The organism is Pseudomonas sp. B6001, from assembly GCF_013386015.1.
Classification (GTDB): domain Bacteria; phylum Pseudomonadota; class Gammaproteobacteria; order Pseudomonadales; family Pseudomonadaceae; genus Aquipseudomonas.
Window position 1 is genome coordinate 45,557 of record NZ_JACAOX010000039.1, and the last position, 16,801, is coordinate 62,357.

General features: G+C 58.7%; 15 protein-coding genes and 2 tRNA genes. 1 reads left to right on the top strand and 16 read right to left on the bottom strand.

Annotated features, from left to right (window positions below):
• Positions 1 to 25: 25 nt before the first annotated feature.
• From nusA to rlmE, 10 genes are all read right to left on the bottom strand, one after another.
• Positions 26 to 1,507, bottom strand: coding sequence for a transcription termination factor NusA (nusA, locus tag HX821_RS28435; protein WP_003212187.1), 1,482 nt, complete (start codon positions 1,505 to 1,507; stop codon positions 26 to 28).
• A gap of 47 nt (positions 1,508 to 1,554) precedes the next feature.
• The gene (gene rimP / locus HX821_RS28440) at positions 1,555 to 2,013 is read right to left on the bottom strand and encodes a ribosome maturation factor RimP (protein ID WP_003235029.1); all 459 of its coding nucleotides are present in this window, start codon (positions 2,011 to 2,013) and stop codon (positions 1,555 to 1,557) included.
• A gap of 140 nt (positions 2,014 to 2,153) precedes the next feature.
• Positions 2,154 to 2,230 (bottom strand) — tRNA-Met (locus HX821_RS28445).
• A gap of 96 nt (positions 2,231 to 2,326) precedes the next feature.
• Positions 2,327 to 2,412, bottom strand: a tRNA-Leu gene (locus HX821_RS28450).
• Between the two features lie 21 nt (positions 2,413 to 2,433).
• On the bottom strand, positions 2,434 to 2,817 hold the full coding sequence (secG, locus tag HX821_RS28455) for a preprotein translocase subunit SecG (protein ID WP_026078118.1): 384 nt from the start codon (positions 2,815 to 2,817) through the stop codon (positions 2,434 to 2,436).
• Positions 2,818 to 2,821: 4 nt separating this feature from the next.
• Entirely contained in the window at positions 2,822 to 3,577 is a 756-nt protein-coding gene (gene tpiA / locus HX821_RS28460) for a triose-phosphate isomerase (RefSeq protein WP_003212194.1), read from the bottom strand.
• Between the two features lie 66 nt (positions 3,578 to 3,643).
• Positions 3,644 to 4,981: a phosphoglucosamine mutase gene (glmM, locus tag HX821_RS28465; RefSeq protein ID WP_003212196.1), complete on the bottom strand. Its 1,338-nt coding sequence runs from the start codon at positions 4,979 to 4,981 to the stop codon at positions 3,644 to 3,646.
• A 16-nt stretch (positions 4,982 to 4,997) separates the two neighbouring features.
• Positions 4,998 to 5,849 carry a dihydropteroate synthase gene (gene folP, locus HX821_RS28470; RefSeq protein ID WP_102368079.1) on the bottom strand — a complete coding sequence of 284 codons (852 nt, stop codon included), beginning with the start codon at positions 5,847 to 5,849 and terminating at the stop codon, positions 4,998 to 5,000.
• An 8-nt stretch (positions 5,850 to 5,857) separates the two neighbouring features.
• Positions 5,858 to 7,768 carry an ATP-dependent zinc metalloprotease FtsH gene (ftsH, locus tag HX821_RS28475; RefSeq protein WP_008436840.1) on the bottom strand — a complete coding sequence of 637 codons (1,911 nt, stop codon included), beginning with the start codon at positions 7,766 to 7,768 and terminating at the stop codon, positions 5,858 to 5,860.
• A gap of 200 nt (positions 7,769 to 7,968) precedes the next feature.
• Positions 7,969 to 8,619, bottom strand: coding sequence for a 23S rRNA (uridine(2552)-2'-O)-methyltransferase RlmE (gene rlmE, locus HX821_RS28480; RefSeq protein ID WP_003212203.1), 651 nt, complete (start codon positions 8,617 to 8,619; stop codon positions 7,969 to 7,971).
• Positions 8,620 to 8,724: 105 nt separating this feature from the next.
• On the opposite strand from rlmE, the gene yhbY reads away from it, so the two are divergent.
• On the top strand, positions 8,725 to 9,033 hold the full coding sequence (yhbY, locus tag HX821_RS28485) for a ribosome assembly RNA-binding protein YhbY (RefSeq protein WP_003212205.1): 309 nt from the start codon (positions 8,725 to 8,727) through the stop codon (positions 9,031 to 9,033).
• Between the two features lie 8 nt (positions 9,034 to 9,041).
• On the opposite strand, the gene HX821_RS28490 is transcribed toward yhbY, so the two are convergent.
• The 6 genes from HX821_RS28490 to dnaJ all read right to left on the bottom strand — a co-directional run bounded on the left by HX821_RS28490 (position 9,042) and on the right by dnaJ (position 16,612).
• The gene (locus HX821_RS28490) at positions 9,042 to 9,446 is read right to left on the bottom strand and encodes a hypothetical protein (protein WP_003212207.1); all 405 of its coding nucleotides are present in this window, start codon (positions 9,444 to 9,446) and stop codon (positions 9,042 to 9,044) included.
• A gap of 28 nt (positions 9,447 to 9,474) precedes the next feature.
• Complete coding sequence (gene greA / locus HX821_RS28495) at positions 9,475 to 9,951, bottom strand: transcription elongation factor GreA (protein WP_003212209.1); 477 nt, start codon at positions 9,949 to 9,951, stop codon at positions 9,475 to 9,477.
• Positions 9,948 to 13,169 carry a carbamoyl-phosphate synthase large subunit gene (carB, locus tag HX821_RS28500; protein ID WP_003212212.1) on the bottom strand — a complete coding sequence of 1,074 codons (3,222 nt, stop codon included), beginning with the start codon at positions 13,167 to 13,169 and terminating at the stop codon, positions 9,948 to 9,950. Before carB ends, greA begins: the two co-directional genes overlap by 4 nt.
• Positions 13,170 to 13,274: 105 nt before the next feature.
• Positions 13,275 to 14,411 carry a glutamine-hydrolyzing carbamoyl-phosphate synthase small subunit gene (gene carA, locus HX821_RS28505; protein ID WP_177037064.1) on the bottom strand — a complete coding sequence of 379 codons (1,137 nt, stop codon included), beginning with the start codon at positions 14,409 to 14,411 and terminating at the stop codon, positions 13,275 to 13,277.
• A 259-nt stretch (positions 14,412 to 14,670) separates the two neighbouring features.
• Positions 14,671 to 15,477: a 4-hydroxy-tetrahydrodipicolinate reductase gene (gene dapB / locus HX821_RS28510; RefSeq protein ID WP_087693401.1), complete on the bottom strand. Its 807-nt coding sequence runs from the start codon at positions 15,475 to 15,477 to the stop codon at positions 14,671 to 14,673.
• Positions 15,478 to 15,487: 10 nt separating this feature from the next.
• Entirely contained in the window at positions 15,488 to 16,612 is a 1,125-nt protein-coding gene (dnaJ, locus tag HX821_RS28515; protein WP_003212219.1) for a molecular chaperone DnaJ, read from the bottom strand.
• Positions 16,613 to 16,801: the final 189 nt, after the last annotated feature.

Here is a 16,801-nt window from a genome sequence, read left to right on the forward strand (position 1 = left end):
ACTTCTCTCCTCAGGCCGCGCCTAATTACTCGAACCAATGGGCTCGGGCGGCCATGATCAACTTGCCGGCACGATCATCGTCAATGCCGTCGATGTCGAGCAGGTCGTCAATAGACTGCTCGGCCAGGTCTTCGCGGGTAATTACGCCGCGCACCGCCAGTTCCATCGCCAAATCCTTGTCCATACCCTCAAGCGAGAGCAGGTCTTCGGCCGGATGGGCGTCTGCCAGCTTTTCCTCAGTAGCGATGGCTTTAGTCAACAAACGATCCTTGGCCCGAGCGCGAAGCTCGTTGACGGTGTCTTCGTCAAAGCCGTCGATGTTGAGCATTTCTTCCAACGGTACGTAGGCAATCTCTTCCAGGCTGGTGAAGCCTTCATCTACCAGCACCTGTGCCAGGTCTTCGTCGACTTCCAGCTCGTCGATGAAGTTGCGCAGGATGTCACCGGTTTCTGCTTGCTGCTTAGCCTGGATGTCCGATTCGGTCATCACGTTCAGGGTCCAGCCGGTCAACTGGCTGGCCAAACGTACGTTCTGACCACCGCGACCGATGGCCTGAGCCAGATTGTCTGCGCCAACGGCGATGTCCATTGCATGGGCATCCTCGTCAACGATAATTGCCGCCACTTCAGCAGGCGACATTGCGTTGATCACGAACTGCGCAGGGTTATCGTCCCACAGGACGATGTCCACACGCTCACCGCCCAATTCGCCCGACACTGCCTGGACGCGCGAACCGCGCATACCAATGCAAGCGCCTTGCGGGTCGATGCGTTTGTCCTTGGAGCGGACCGCGATCTTGGCGCGTGAACCCGGATCGCGGGACGCAGCCATGACTTCGATCAGGCCTTCGGCAATTTCCGGCACTTCGATGCGGAACAGCTCGATCAGCATTTCCGGCGCGGTACGCGACAGGATCAACTGAGGGCCGCGGTTCTCGGTGCGGATTTCCTTGAGCAGCGCACGCAAGCGCACGCCAACCCGGAAAGTTTCGCGGGAAATGATGTCTTCGCGGGCCAGCAACGCTTCAGCGTTGTTACCCAGGTCGACGATCACGTTGTCGCGGGTGACTTTTTTCACGGTGCCGGAGATGATTTCCCCCAGGCGCTCGCGATAAGCGTCAACGACTTGAGCGCGCTCGGCTTCGCGGACCTTCTGCACGATGACTTGCTTGGCAGTCTGTGCAGCGATGCGGCCGAACTCGATGGATTCGATCTTTTCTTCGACGACATCACCGACCTGGGCGCCCGGATGCGTTTCAGCAACCTTGCTCGGCCAGGTTTCGATGGCCGGATCATCAAGATCGGCTTCTTCGACGACCGTCCAGCGACGGAAAGTCTCGTAGGCACCGGTGTGGCGGTTGATTTCCACACGCAGATCAACTTCGTCTTCAAAACGCTTTTTGGTAGCAGTGGCCAGGGCCAGCTCCAGCGCTTCAAAAATCACGTTTGCCGGTACGCCCTTTTCATTGGATACCGACTCAACAACCAGCAGTACTTCTTTGCTCATCGTACGCCTCGCCTTTCGCAAGCCATTGGATCCGCGGGATCCGCGTCTCAGTCAAAACTGGGAATAATGTTGGCCTTGTCGATCATATCGATCGGCAACAGGAACTCATGGTCTTCTACCTGCACCACGACGTCCTGCTCTTCTACACCGCGCAGAAGGCCCTGAAAGTTGCGTCGCCCTTCAAAGGGAGAGCGCAGCTTGATCTTCACTTGTTCACCGGCAAATTTTGCAAACTGATCAATAGTGAACAGTGGGCGTTCCATGCCAGGCGAGGAAACTTCGAGGGTGTATTCAACGGAGATCGGATCTTCAACATCCAGGACACCGCTGATCTGACGGCTGACAATGGCACAATCGTCCACCAGCACGCCGCCCTCTTTATCGATATAAACGCGCAACATTGAGTGGCGACCTTGAGCCGAAAACTCAATACCCCAGCATTCATAGCCTAGGGCCACGACCACCGGGGCCAACAAGGCCTGCAACTCTTCTAGCTTGCTCGACACCTGAACCCCCTCGTGCATGTATGTGCATGCTGTGCAAAATAAAAAAATGGGCGAAACGCCCATCCTTGAAACGCCGTCGAACAGCGGCGTTGAAAGTGTCCAGCTAACAAAAAGCCCCTTAAAAGGGGCTCCGCTAAAACTGGTTGCGGGGGCCGGATTTGAACCGACGACCTTCGGGTTATGAGCCCGACGAGCTACCAGACTGCTCCACCCCGCGACAAAGCTGGGGCGGAAGTATACGACCGATCCCTTACAGGGTCAATGTAACCTTCCACCTACAAGAAAGCCCGCAACAGCGGGCTCTCCTGATAATTGGTACCGAGAAGGGGACTCGAACCCCTACACCCTATGGGCACAACCACCTCAAGGTTGCGTGTCTACCAATTCCACCACCTCGGCAATACAGCGTTTACAACCTTCTTACTTCTGCTCTTGAGCTGGAGGTACGTCAGTCGCTGGAGTAGCCGACTTTTGCTCTTGAAGCACCGGGACATCATCAGAAGCCGGTTTTGCTTTTGGTACTTCCAACACTGCTGGGTTTGGGAGACCTACTTGAGTCAGCACATGAGCTTTCTCTTTAGCAAAGTAACCTAACCCCAAGCTGGTTATGAAGAAACCGGCGGCAAGTATAGCAGTAAACTTACTAAGAAAGGTAGAGGAACCTTGGCTTCCGAACACAGTATTTGAAGCACCTGCCCCGAAAGACGCACCAGCGTCCGCACCTTTACCCTGCTGCAGCAAAACCAGAGCAACTACGCCCAGTGCACCCAGCAGATGAAAAACAACGATGACTGTTTCCAGCATTTTTTCAGTTTCCCGCGGCGCGACAAATCGCACCGAACTCATCTGCATTCAGGGAAGCCCCACCAATGAGCCCCCCATCGATATCCGGCATGCCGAACAGTTCGACCGCATTGGCCGCCTTCACGCTGCCGCCGTATAGAAGCCGCACACCTCGTGCGACCTCAGAATTCTCTGCCGCCAACTGCGCGCGGATGGCTGCGTGCACATCCTGCGCCTGTTGCGGCGAAGCAGTCAGCCCGGTGCCAATGGCCCAGACCGGCTCGTAAGCAATTACTGCATTTGCAAAGGCACCGACTCCCAGCTCCTCGATGATGCTGCCCAGCTGACGCCCGACAACCTCAAGAGTTTTACCGGACTCACGCTGCTCAAGGGTCTCCCCTATGCACAACACCGGAACCAAGCCGCAAGCCTGTGCCGCCGCGAATTTGCGATTGAGTGTCCCATCACGCTCGCCCATGATCTGGCGGCGCTCGGAGTGCCCAACAAGCACCAGGGAGCAACCCGCATCAACCAGCTGACTCGGTGCAATCTCACCGGTCAACGCACCTTGCATGGATTCCACCGCAGAGTTCTGCGCGCCGACCTGGATCGACTTGCCTTTCAAGCCATCAATCACTTGATTGATATACAAGCAAGGCGGGAATACCGCGACATCAACACCGCTAGGCAAGGCCAAATGACGAAGGCCATTGATCAGCTCAGCGACACTGGCGCGGGTACCGTGCATCTTCCAGTTACCAGCTACCATAGTGCGACGCATGCTGTACCTCGTCGGTCAAAGTGGGCGCAGATGTTACCCAACCACATCATCACTGGCAAGCCGAATTCAGGCGCAAACTTCAGTTACCAGTTTTGCCAGCTCTTCGGCATAGCCGCGAACCTGTGTTTCGTCCTCGCCCTCGACCATTACACGCACCAAAGGCTCGGTACCCGACTTGCGCAGCAAGACCCGGCCACGCCCCGCCATGGCGGCAGTCACGCGCTCACTGGCCTCTTTGACAGCCGGATGCTCGATAGGGTTGTCACCGCCTGCAAAGCGCACGTTGAGCAGCACTTGCGGGCACTTGCGCAACGCCTGCCGCGCCTGGGCCAGGCTTTCTTCACGGCGACGCAGCGCCAGCAGCACCTGCAGCGCCGCAATGATCGCATCCCCGGTAGTCGTGTGCTGGAAGCAGACGATATGACCGGAATTTTCGCCACCCACCTGCCAATTACGCTCCAGCAGGTCGGCAATCACGTAGCGGTCACCGACATTGGCGCGCACAAACGGGATCCCCAGATCTGCCAGGGCCAGCTCCAGGCCAAGATTGCTCATCAAGGTACCGACGACGCCGCCTTGCAGCTTGTTACGCTCATGCAGGTCACGGGCGATGATGAACAACAGGTCGTCGCCATCGACGATCGCGCCAGTGTGGTCGACCATCAATACGCGGTCGCCATCACCATCGAACGCGATGCCCAAGTCGGCATGCTCAGCCAGGACAGCCGCCTGCAACTGCCCCATGTGGGTTGAGCCGCAGTTGTCGTTGATGTTCAGGCCGTTCGGCTGCGCCGACAGTACAGTAACGTCTGCGCCAAGCTCCTTGAACACACTCGGTGCGACTTTGTACGTCGCGCCGTGGGCGCAGTCGATGACGACCTTCAACCCGGCAAAATTGGTGCTGCTAGGCACGCTGCTTTTGCAGAATTCGATGTAACGGCCGGAAGCGTCGTTAATCCGCGATACCTTGCCCAGCTTGCTCGATTCGACGACGGTCATCGGCGCATCCAGCAACTCTTCGATCATGTGCTCGATCTCATCCGGCAGCTTGGTGCCCTGGCCCGAGAAGAACTTGATGCCATTGTCATCGTGGGGATTGTGCGAAGCGCTGATCACGATACCGGCTTCAGCATGAAAGGTACGCGTCAGGTAAGCGATCGCCGGCGTAGGCATCGGCCCCAACAGCATCACATCAGCGCCGGCAGCAGACAGACCTGCCTCCAGCGCAGACTCAAACATATAACCCGAGATACGCGTGTCCTTACCCACCAGGATACGGCAGGCCCCCATGCTGCGGAACGCCATGCCGGCGGCCCAGCCCAGCTTGAGCATGAAATCGGGAGTAATCGGGAATTCGCCGACCCGACCGCGAATGCCATCGGTGCCAAAATACTTTTTAGTCATAAGTGCTCCATCATTCTTATTCGGCTGATTCAACCGCTGCGATCATCCGCACTACATCTATCGTCTCGGCCACGTCATGCACGCGCAAGATGCGCGCACCCTTGACCACGGCAAGTGCCGCAAGTGCCAGGCCGCCATGCAGCCGCTCACCCACCGGACGATTCAACGCCAGACCTATCATGCTCTTGCGCGAAACCCCGACCAACAAGGGGCGACCAAGGGCATGCAGGGATTCCATATGCTTGAACAGGCTTAAATTGTGCTGCAAGGTCTTGGCAAAGCCAAATCCCGGGTCGAGGATTATCCGCTCGGGAGCAATCCCCGCCGCCGCGCATTGAGCCATGCGCTCGGCAAGGAAGCCTTTCACTTCACCGACCAGATTGTCGTAATGCGGGTCGTCCTGCATCGTGCCCGGCTCGCCAAGCATATGCATCAGACAAACCGGCAGCCCCGTCGCGGCGGCCGCATCCAGAGCGCCATCGCGCTGCAAAGAGCGCACATCGTTGATCAACCCTGCACCCAGCCGCGCAGTTTCGCGCATAACGGCAGGGGTCGAGGTGTCGACAGAGATGATGACGTCCAGTTCTTGATGGATGCGCTCGACAATCGGAGCAACCCGCTCCAGCTCCTCCAGGGGAGAAACTGCGCGCGCGCCGGGCCGGGTTGATTCGCCACCGACGTCAATCAGAGTCGCACCGGCAGCCACCATCGCTTCCGCATGGCGCAACGCAGCATCAAGCTGACTGAAGCGACCACCATCGGAAAAGGAATCAGGGGTTACATTAAGAATGCCCATAACGTGTGTATGGGCCAAATCAAGAACCCGGCTGCCGCAAGGCAACCGGGTCGAGGACAACGCAGAAGTCATTTCAAACCTTAATGGTCAGCAGCCGGGCCGCCGATCGGGGCTTCAGGGCGTTCGTTCTGTACCACTGGCGGCGTGCCCGAAGTACCCGAACCACCTTCCCAATCGCGAGGCTCGCGAGGCGTACGACCGGCCATGATGTCGTCAATCTGCTCGGCATCAATGGTCTCGTACTTCATCAGGGCATCAGCCATGGCGTCGAGCTTGTCGCGGTTGTCGGTGAGGATCTGCTTGGCCGTGCCGTAGCACTGGTCAATGATGCTGCGCACCTCGGAGTCGATCAGCTTGGCTGTCTCGCCGGAGAAGCTGGCAGCTTGACCACCACCACCGCGACCCAGGAATACTTCGCCTTCTTCCTCGGCATACATCAAAGGACCGAGTTTCTCCGACAGACCCCACTTGGTCACCATGTTCCGTGCAATCTGGCTGGCACGCATGATGTCGTTGGAGGCACCGGTGGTAACACCGTCGAAGCCCAGGGTCATCTCTTCGGCGATCCGGCCGCCATACAGCGAGCAGATCTGGCTGATCAAGGCACGCTTGGAGAGGCTGTAGCGATCCTCTTCCGGCAGGAACATGGTGACGCCCAGCGCCCGGCCACGAGGAATGATCGATACCTTGTAGACCGGGTCATGCTCAGGCACAACGCGACCAACAATGGCGTGACCGGCTTCATGATAAGCGGTGTTCTGCTTCTCTTTCTCGGACATGACCATGGATTTGCGCTCGGCGCCCATCATGATCTTGTCTTTCGCCAGCTCGAACTCCTTCATTTCGACGATGCGCTTGCCGGTACGGGCGGCAAACAGCGACGCCTCGTTCACCAGGTTGGCAAGGTCGGCACCGGAGAAGCCTGGAGTACCACGGGCAATCACGGCCGGAGCCACGTCGTCGCCCATTGGCACTTTGCGCATGTGCACTTTCAGGATCTGCTCACGACCACGGATGTCTGGCAACCCGACAACGACCTGACGGTCAAAACGGCCCGGACGCAGCAAAGCGGGGTCGAGTACGTCTGGACGGTTGGTTGCAGCGATCACGATGATGCCGTCGTTCATTTCAAAGCCGTCCATCTCAACCAGCAACTGGTTAAGCGTCTGCTCACGCTCATCATGACCGCCGCCCATGCCGGCGCCACGATGACGACCAACGGCGTCGATTTCATCGATGAAGATGATGCACGGAGCGTGCTTCTTGGCCTGTTCGAACATATCGCGAACACGGCTGGCACCTACACCGACGAACATTTCGACGAAGTCGGAACCGGAAATGGTGAAGAAAGGTACTTTGGCTTCGCCGGCAATGGCCTTGGCCAACAGGGTTTTACCGGTACCTGGCGGGCCAACCATCAGCACACCGCGAGGAATACGGCCACCCAGGCGCTGGAACTTGCCCGGATCGCGCAGGAATTCAACCAGTTCGCCCACTTCTTCCTTGGCTTCGTCGCAACCGGCAACGTCAGCCAGGGTGGTTTTCACCTGATCTTCGGAAAGCAGGCGTGCCTTGCTCTTGCCGAAGCTCATCGGCCCGCCCTTGCCTCCCGCACCACCTTGCATCTGGCGCATGAAGAACATGAACACGGCGATAATCACCAGTATCGGGAAGCTGGCCACCAGGAGCTGGGTCCAGATGCTCTGCTGCTCAGGCTGCTTGCCTTCAACAACCACGTGGTTATCCACCAGGTCGCCGATCAGGCCGTTGTCCTGAATTGCCGGACGGATGGTCTTGAAGCTGTCGCCATCGTTGCGCTTGCCGGTAATCACGTAGCCATCAACTGCTACGCGCTCGACCTTGCCATCCTTAACTTGCTGGATGAAGTCGGAATAGTTGAGGGTCTGCGGCTCGTTAGGGCTGGAGAAGTTGTTCATCACCGTCACGAGGACAGCCGCGATGATCAACCACAGGATCAGATTCTTTGCCATATCGTTCAATTAACTACCCTCTGAAGCAAGCTCCGCTACTGGCGCGTGCTTCGCATGATATTCACCGGCCTAACTTACTACATTACCTACAACTCTGGCAGGCGCCGTCTGTAACCCTTTGTGAAACTTTGACTACACAATATTCGTAAAGCTTCGTGACGAAAGCGATATAAAAAAACCTATCGCCTCCGTCAAATTTCTCAAAAACGCTCTTCACTGGCAGCGCCTTCAATGCCACGGAAGCCGCGACCCAGCAAATACTGCTCGCGAGACCTGTCCCGGGAAGAGTCAGGCTTGCGTGTCTGTACCTTGTCGAACAGTTTGCGGATGTTCTTGTGATACTCGTCGAAGCCTTCACCCTGGAAGACCTTGACCAGGAAGTCACCACCCGGACGCAGTACCCGTCCTGCCAGGTCCAGTGCCAATTCGCACAGGAACATGGCTCGCGGCATATCAACAGCCGGTAATCCACTCATATTGGGGGCCATATCGGAAATCACAAGGTCTACCTGCGAATTTCCGACGGCCTCAAGGATCTGTGCCAGCACTTCGTCCTGGGTAAAATCGCCGTGAACAAAGGTCACGTCAGGGATGCTGTCCATTTCCAGGATGTCGGAAGCGATCAAACGGCCTTGTCCACCAATCAGACGACTGGTCACCTGGGACCAGCCACCCGGGGCGGCACCCAGGTCGATAACGCTCATGCCAGGACGGATCAACTTGTCCTTTTCCTGGATCTCCAGCAGTTTGTAGCTGGCCCGGGAACGGTAGCCATCCTTTTGCGCCATTTTGACGTAAGGGTCGTTGAAATGCTCTTGCAGCCACTTAAGGCTAGTTTTGGAACGGGCCACGGGCCACCTCGAAAATAAAACGGGTCGTGATTAACTGGGCGGTCCCGGACTCGCTCGGGTAAACTGGCCGCCGCTTTTTACAAGATCAGACGCAGGGGTCAGATTATGCCGCTCACTCAAGAGCAGAAGAAACAGTACAAATCCATTGGCCACCATCTGAAACCAGTTTTGATTGTGGCTGACAACGGTTTGACTGAAGGTGTGTTAGCCGAACTTGAACGCGCATTGGGCGATCACGAGCTAATCAAGATCAAGGTCAGCATCCTTGATCGCGAGGCGCGCCTGGCAGCTATTGCAGAACTGTGCAAGGCTGGCAAAGCGGACCTGGTTCAGGTCATCGGCAAGATGGCGCTGCTGTATCGCAAGAACTTCAGCGCCAACAAGCAACTGTCGAACGTACACCGCTTCAAGTGAAACAAGGGTCACGGGCGTGCTTCGCACGCCCTGCCACTCCATCCTGGCGCCGGCTGTACAACCAGCACCAACCCGGAAAACCCTAGCACAAGATAGCTGAACAGCTGCCAGCGCAACGCCTCCGGCAGAAAGATACGCACCACGCAAAACATTGCGCACGCATACAGCGCCATCAACAGCAGTTGCCCGCGAATATCCCGCCACAGACTCCCCAAGCCTTCGGCCTTGATCAGCACCAGCGCCTGAAGCGTCACGCACGCTGCTGCAAAACCTACCAGCAACGCGCTTAATAATCCGCTGACCTCATCGATCAGCAACGGTGCCAGGCCAATCAGGCCCAGCGCCGGCAGCACACCAATATGTAACAGCCATAGGCCGCCAACCCAAAGCATCTGGGCAAACTGCCAAAGCATGGCGCCCGCACGAAGCGGGCGCCGTCTTTCAGATGTGACGAACTTCGACAATCTCGTACTCGATCACGCCACCAGGCGTCTTGACGGCCACCACGTCACCCTCTTCCTTGGCAATCAAGGCGCGGGCCAGCGGCGAACCGACGGAGATCTTGCCGAGTTTGAAGTCGGCCTCGTCTTCACCCACGATGTGGTAAACCACGCTTTCGTCAGTCTCGACGTTGGCGATTTCCACGGTGGTGCCGAAAATCACCTTGCCGGTATGCGGGATAGTCGTGACGTCGATAACCACCGAATTCTGCAGGCGGCCTTCGATGTCACGGATCCGCGCCTCGACCATACCTTGCTGCTCGCGGGCAGCATGGTATTCAGCGTTTTCCTTCAGGTCACCCAATTCCCGGGCCGTACCGATGTCCTGGCTCAGCTTTGGACGGACGACCTTGGTCAGGTGGGCGTGCTCTTCTTCCAGGGCTTTTGCGCCCTGGACGGTCATTGGGTATTTGATCATGCCTTCAATCCTGCGTGTAGATCCTGCAAGCGACGCACGGTTTTTTCAGGACCGAACTTCAGCGCTTCGCAGATAGCTTCGCCAGCAGCAATGGTGGTGGTGCAGTAGATCTTGTGCTGCAAGGCGTTACGACGAATGGAGTAGGAGTCCGCGATCGACTGGCGACCTTCGGTGGTGTTGATGATCAGGGTGACTTCGTCATTCTTGATCATGTCGACCACGTGTGGACGGCCTTCCGTCACCTTGTTCACGCGACGCACTTTCAGGCCGGCAGCCTCGATCAGCTTGGCGGTCCCGGCAGTGGCCACGACTTCGAAGCCCAAGTTGATCAGATCACGGGCCACACCTGCAACCAGCGGCTTGTCATCATCGCGCACGCTGATGAACGCAGTACCGCCGGTAGGCAGCACTTCGCTGGCGCCCATCTGGGCTTTGGCGAACGCTTCACCGAAGGTATCGCCCACGCCCATCACTTCACCGGTGGACTTCATCTCCGGGCCCAGGATCGGGTCCACACCAGGGAATTTGGCGAATGGGAACACCGCCTCTTTCACACTGTAGAAGTTCGGAATGATTTCCTTGGTGAAGCCGATTTCCTTCAAGGTCTTACCGGCCATCACACGGGCAGCAATCATTGCCAGGGAAACACCGATGCACTTGGAAACAAACGGCACGGTACGCGAGGCGCGCGGGTTGACTTCGATGACGTAGATGTCTTCGCCTTGCAGCGCCAACTGTACGTTCATCAGGCCGACCACGCCCAGTTCCAGCGCCATTTTCTTGACCTGTTCGCGCATCTCGTCCTGGATGTGTGCAGGCAGCGAGTATGGCGGCAGCGAGCAAGCGGAGTCACCGGAGTGAACGCCAGCCTGTTCGATGTGCTGCATGATCGCGCCGATCACCACGTCGGTGCCGTCGCAGACCGCATCCACGTCCATCTCGATGGCGCAGTTGAGGAAGTGGTCCAGCAGCACCGGGCTGTCGTTGGACACTTTCACCGCATCACGCAGGTAGCGCTTGAGTTCGTCTTCTTCGTAGACGATTTCCATCGCCCGGCCGCCCAGCACGTAGGACGGACGCACCACCAGCGGGTAACCAATCTTGCTGGCCGCGCGGATCGCTTCGTCTTCGCTGCGCACAGTGGCGTTTGGCGGCTGACGCAGGTTCAGGCGCTCAACCATCTGCTGGAAGCGCTCACGGTCTTCGGCGCGGTCGATAGCGTCAGGGCTGGTACCGATGATCGGCACGCCAGCAGCTTCAAGTGCGCGAGCCAGTTTCAACGGGGTTTGGCCGCCGTACTGGACGATCACGCCTTTTGGCTTCTCGACACGGCAGATTTCCAGTACGTCTTCCAGGGTTACCGGCTCGAAGTACAGACGGTCGGAAGTGTCGTAGTCAGTAGAAACAGTTTCCGGGTTGCAGTTGACCATGATGGTCTCGTACCCGTCTTCGCGCAGGGCGAGAGCGGCGTGTACGCAGCAATAATCGAACTCGATGCCTTGGCCGATACGGTTTGGACCGCCGCCCAGGATCATGATCTTGTCGCGGCCCGACGGCGCGGCTTCGCACTCTTCCTCGTAGGTGGAGTACATGTATGCGGTGTCGGTGGCGAACTCGGCCGCACAGGTATCAACGCGCTTGTAGACCGGGAAGATGTCCAGCTTGTGGCGATGGGTGCGCAGGTTCTTCTCGGTCACGCCCAGCAGCTTGGCCAAACGCATGTCGGAGAAGCCTTTGCGCTTGAGGCGGAACATCAGGTCGCGGTCGATGGAGGACAGACCGAGGGTCTTGACCTTCTCTTCTTCCTTGATCAGATCTTCGATCTGCACCAGGAACCACGGGTCGATCATGTTCATGCCGAAGATGTCTTCGACGGTCATGCCGGCGCGGAAAGCATCGGCCACGTACCAGATACGCTCGGCACCCGGCACGGTCAGCTCGCGCTTGAGCACGCTCATGCTTTCCGGGTTGCTCAGGTCGAGCTTCTCGTCCAGGCCGCAAACGCCCACTTCCAGGCCGCGCAGGGCTTTCTGCAGGGACTCCTGGAAGGTCCGGCCGATGGCCATGACTTCACCGACCGACTTCATCTGAGTGGTCAGGCGGGCGTCGGCTTTCGGGAATTTCTCGAAAGCGAAGCGTGGCAACTTGGTGACGACGTAATCGATCGACGGCTCGAAGGAAGCCGGTGTTGCGCCGCCGGTGATTTCGTTCTGCAGCTCGTCCAGGGTGTAACCGATCGCCAGCTTGGCGGCGATGCGCGCAATCGGGAAGCCGGTAGCTTTCGATGCCAGCGCCGAAGAACGCGATACACGCGGGTTCATCTCGATCACAACCATGCGGCCAGTGTCCGGGCAGATGCCGAACTGGACGTTGGAGCCACCGGTTTCCACACCGATCTCACGCAGCACCGCCAAAGAGGCGTTACGCATGATCTGGTATTCCTTGTCCGTCAGGGTCTGTGCCGGCGCAACGGTGATCGAGTCACCGGTGTGCACGCCCATCGGGTCGAAGTTTTCGATCGAGCAGACGATGATGCAGTTGTCCTTCTTATCGCGGACAACCTCCATCTCATATTCTTTCCAGCCGATCAGGGATTCGTCGATCAGCAGCTCTTTGGTCGGAGACAGGTCCAGGCCGCGGGCGCAGATTTCTTCGAACTCTTCACGGTTGTAAGCGATACCGCCGCCGGTGCCGCCCATGGTGAAGGACGGACGGATGATGCACGGGAAGCCCAGGCGCTCCAGGACCGCGTTGGCCTCTTCCATGCTATGGGCGATACCGGAACGCGGGCAATCAAGGCCGATGGACTTCATGGCCTTGTCGAAACGCGAACGGTCTTCAGCCTTGTCGATGGTGTCGGCATTGGCGCCGATCATCTCTACGCCGAACTTCTCCAGGACGCCTTCGCGCTCCAGGTCCAGTGCGCAGTTCAGGGCAGTCTGGCCACCCATGGTTGGCAGCAGGGCGTCCGGACGCTCTTTCTCAATGATCTTGGCAACGGTCTGCCACTTGATCGGCTCGATGTAGGTGGCGTCGGCCATGTCCGGGTCGGTCATGATGGTGGCCGGGTTGGAGTTCACCAGGATGACGCGGTAGCCCTCTTCGCGCAGGGCCTTACAGGCCTGGGCGCCGGAGTAGTCGAATTCGCAGGCCTGGCCGATCACGATCGGGCCAGCGCCGAGAATCAGGATGCTTTTTATGTCTGTACGTTTTGGCATGGGTTTGTCACTCAAATCCGCAGGTCAGTCGGCAAGCCGTCTTGAACAATCTTTGAAGAGCCCGAGGGGGCCGCCGGTTTCCCGGGCCGCCCTCAGGCCGCTCAGTTAGCGTCGCTTGGCCATCTCATTGATGAAACGGTCGAACAGCGGCGCTACGTCGTTCGGGCCCGGGCTTGCTTCAGGGTGGCCCTGGAAGCTGAACGCGCTCTTGTCGGTGCGCTCGATACCTTGCAGGGAACCGTCGAACAGCGACTTGTGAATCGCCCGGACGTTGCCCGGCAGCGTCGCTTCATCCACCGCAAAACCGTGGTTCTGGCTGGTGATCATCACGACGCCAGTGTCCAGGTCCTGCACCGGGTGGTTGGCACCGTGGTGGCCGTGACCCATTTTCAGGGTCTTGGCGCCGGAAGCCAGGGCCAGCAGCTGGTGGCCGAGGCAGATGCCGAACACCGGGATCTCGGTTTCCAGCACTTCCTTGATCGCCTTGATGGCGTAGTCGCAAGGCTCCGGGTCACCCGGGCCGTTGGACAGGAACACGCCGTCCGGCTGCAGGGCCAGTACGTCGTTGGCCGGGGTCTGCGCAGGCACCACGGTCACGCGGCAACCGCGCTCGACCAGCATGCGCAGGATGTTGTGCTTGATACCGTAGTCGTAGGCCACGACGTGGTACGGCAGTTCGGAAGCTTCGATGGTCGCGTGGCTGTCGGTCTTCAAGTCCCAGACGGTGGAGCGCCACTCGTACGTTTCCTTGGTGCTGACGACTTTCGCCAGATCCATGCCTTTCAGGCCAGGGAAACCTTGGGCCGCTGCGATCGCTGCTTCTTCGGAGATGTTGTCACCGGCCATGATGCAGCCGTTCTGCGAGCCTTTTTCACGCAGGATACGTGTCAGGCGACGCGTATCGATACCGGAGATCGCCACAACGTTGTTGGCTTTCAGGTAATCGGACAGGGACATCGTGTTACGCCAGTTGCTCGCTACCAGTGGCAGGTCACGAATGACCAGGCCAGCCGACCAGACACGATCAGACTCGGCGTCTTCCGGTGTAGTACCGGTGTTGCCGATGTGCGGATAGGTCAGGGTAACGATCTGTTGGGCGTAGGAAGGATCAGTAAGGATTTCCTGATAGCCGGTCATGGCGGTGTTGAACACCACCTCTCCAACGGTCTGACCGTCGGCTCCAATGGCTTCGCCGCGAAAAATGCTGCCATCAGCAAGGGCGAGTATGGCTGGCTTAGTCAAGAAGACCTCCCGTAAATAAAGCCTGAAAGGGCGATCGCAGGTTGTAAAAAAGCGGAGTGACGTATGGACACGTCACCCCGCTTCTTCACTGAATTATTCTGCGCGCTTTTAGTGGACACACTAAAGCTGTAGCTTACAGAAAAAGGCTTTTTTGGTCCACCGCTAATGAGCCTTAAAGGCAGGGGAATGCGACAGGACGTCGCCTAGCGGGTAAAAACGGGGCCTCAGCATATTCCTGAGACCCCGTTTTAGCTACTTCTTAATGCAGGTCCAGCACGTCGCGCATGTCGTACAGGCCCGGCGCACGACCCTCAAGCCACAGCGCCGCACGCACAGCACCCTTGGCGAATGTCATGCGGCTAGACGCCTTGTGGGTGATCTCAAGACGCTCGCCCTCGGTTGCGAACAGCACGGTGTGATCGCCCACCACATCACCGCCGCGAACGGTGGCAAAACCGATGGTGTCGTGGGCGCGGGCACCGGTATGGCCTTCGCGGCCATACACCGCCACCTTCGACAGGTCACGACCCAGGGCATCGGCAATCGCCTCGCCCATACGCAATGCCGTACCGGACGGCGCATCGATCTTGTGCCGGTGATGAGTCTCGATGATCTCGATGTCAGCCTCATCACCCATCACCCGCGCCGCCATGTCGAGCAGCTTCAGCGACAGATTGACGCCGACGCTGAAATTGGCCGCGAACACGATTGGAATATCCTTGCCCGCCTCCACCAGCAGCTGCTTTTGCTCGGCGCTCAGGCCCGTTGTGCCGATCACCATGGCCTTGCCCGCCTTGCGGCAGAACGCCAGGTTTTTCAGCATCACGTCCGGCAGGGTGAAATCGATCAGCACGTCGAACTCGTCGGCAACCTGCTCCAGATTGCCGGACAACGAAACGCCGATCCGCCCCAGGGACGCCAACTCACCGGCGTCCGCACCAATCAAGGTGCTGCCGGGACGAACAATCGCCGCCGTCAGCCCGGAGGCCGGCGAGCGCGCCTGCACGGCCTCGACCAGGGTCTTGCCCATGCGCCCGGCAGCGCCCATCACCGCGATACGTCGCATACTCACTTCCTTACAGGTCGCCGAAGAAGCGCTTCACGCCTTCGAACCAGCCGGTGGTTTTTGGCGAATGAGTGTCATCGCCGGCCAGGGAGCTGCGGAATTCTTCCAGCAGTTCGCGCTGACGACGCCCCAGGTTCACCGGCGTCTCTACCGCCACACGGCACATCAGGTCACCAGCACCGCCACCGCGCACCGGCGCAACGCCTTTGCCACGGATACGGAACTGCTTGCCGGTCTGCGTACCCTCAGGGATCTTCAGCTTGACCCGACCGTCCAGCGTCGGAATCTCAAGCTCGCCACCCAGGGCCGCATCGACAAAGCTGATCGGCACTTCACAGAACAAATGCTTGCCGTCGCGCTGGAAGATCGAGTGCTCGCGCACATTGATCACCACGTACAGGTCGCCCGTCGGGCCGCCCTGAGTGCCCGCCTCGCCTTCGCCCGACAGACGAATGCGGTCGCCGGTATCAACACCCGCCGGCACTTTCACCGAGAGGGTCTTGTACTCTTCGACACGCCCTTCGCCGTGGCACGAGTCGCACGGATCGGAAATGATCTTGCCCTGGCCGTGGCAGCGCGGGCAGGTTTGCTGCACCGAGAAGAAGCCTTGCTGCATGCGTACCTGGCCGATACCGCCGCAAGTCGGGCAAGTGATCGGCGAGGAGCCTTTCTTGGCGCCCGAACCGTCGCACGGCTTGCAGTTGACCAGCGTCGGAACACGGATATTGACGCTGGTGCCGCGCACCGCTTCTTCCAGGTTCAGCTCCAGGGTGTAGCGCAGGTCGCTGCCACGCTGGGCACCGCCACGCTGGCCACCGCGGCCGCCGCCAAAGAAGTCGCTGAACACGTCGCCGAAAATATCGGAGAAGTTCTGCCCGCCGAAACCGGCACCGCCGCCACCCATGCTTGGGTCGACACCGGCATGGCCATACTGGTCGTAAGCGGCGCGCTTGTTCGGATCACACAGGCATTCGTAGGCCTCATTGGCCTCTTTGAACAGCTCTTCGGATTCTTTGCTATCCGGATTACGGTCCGGGTGGTGCTTCATCGCCAGGCGACGGTAAGCCTTTTTCAGGTCCGCCTCGCTGGAGCCACGCTCCACACCCAACACTTCGTAATAGTCACGCTTTGCCATAAGTCTTTGCACTCTTAAGGACGTCCGGCAAAACCCTCCTGAGCCTTGCCAAACTCGTTGAGCCCCAATACAGGCCCGGACCCAACTCACGTCAATTCAACGATCCTGGTCGTTACTGCTTTCAACCGGAAACCGGCCAAAAACGCGGTGACTGTCGTCCGGAAAGCAGGAGCATTCCCGATCACACCG

Excerpts from the sequence above, each read along its gene's own strand:
- tpiA (WP_003212194.1), bottom strand. The coding sequence starts at position 3,577 with ATGCGTCGCACTATGGTAGCTGGTAACTGGAAGATGCACGGTACCCGC.
- carB (WP_003212212.1), bottom strand. The coding sequence starts at position 13,169 with ATGCCAAAACGTACAGACATAAAAAGCATCCTGATTCTCGGCGCTGGC.
- dapB (WP_087693401.1), bottom strand. The coding sequence starts at position 15,477 with ATGCGACGTATCGCGGTGATGGGCGCTGCCGGGCGCATGGGCAAGACC.
- nusA (WP_003212187.1), bottom strand. The coding sequence starts at position 1,507 with ATGAGCAAAGAAGTACTGCTGGTTGTTGAGTCGGTATCCAATGAAAAG.
- greA (WP_003212209.1), bottom strand. The coding sequence starts at position 9,951 with ATGATCAAATACCCAATGACCGTCCAGGGCGCAAAAGCCCTGGAAGAA.
- ftsH (WP_008436840.1), bottom strand. The coding sequence starts at position 7,768 with ATGGCAAAGAATCTGATCCTGTGGTTGATCATCGCGGCTGTCCTCGTG.
- dnaJ (WP_003212219.1), bottom strand. The coding sequence starts at position 16,612 with ATGGCAAAGCGTGACTATTACGAAGTGTTGGGTGTGGAGCGTGGCTCC.
- folP (WP_102368079.1), bottom strand. The coding sequence starts at position 5,849 with ATGACTTCTGCGTTGTCCTCGACCCGGTTGCCTTGCGGCAGCCGGGTT.
- secG (WP_026078118.1), bottom strand. The coding sequence starts at position 2,817 with ATGCTGGAAACAGTCATCGTTGTTTTTCATCTGCTGGGTGCACTGGGC.
- yhbY (WP_003212205.1), top strand. The coding sequence starts at position 8,725 with ATGCCGCTCACTCAAGAGCAGAAGAAACAGTACAAATCCATTGGCCAC.
- HX821_RS28490 (WP_003212207.1), bottom strand. The coding sequence starts at position 9,446 with ATGCTTTGGCAGTTTGCCCAGATGCTTTGGGTTGGCGGCCTATGGCTG.
- glmM (WP_003212196.1), bottom strand. The coding sequence starts at position 4,981 with ATGACTAAAAAGTATTTTGGCACCGATGGCATTCGCGGTCGGGTCGGC.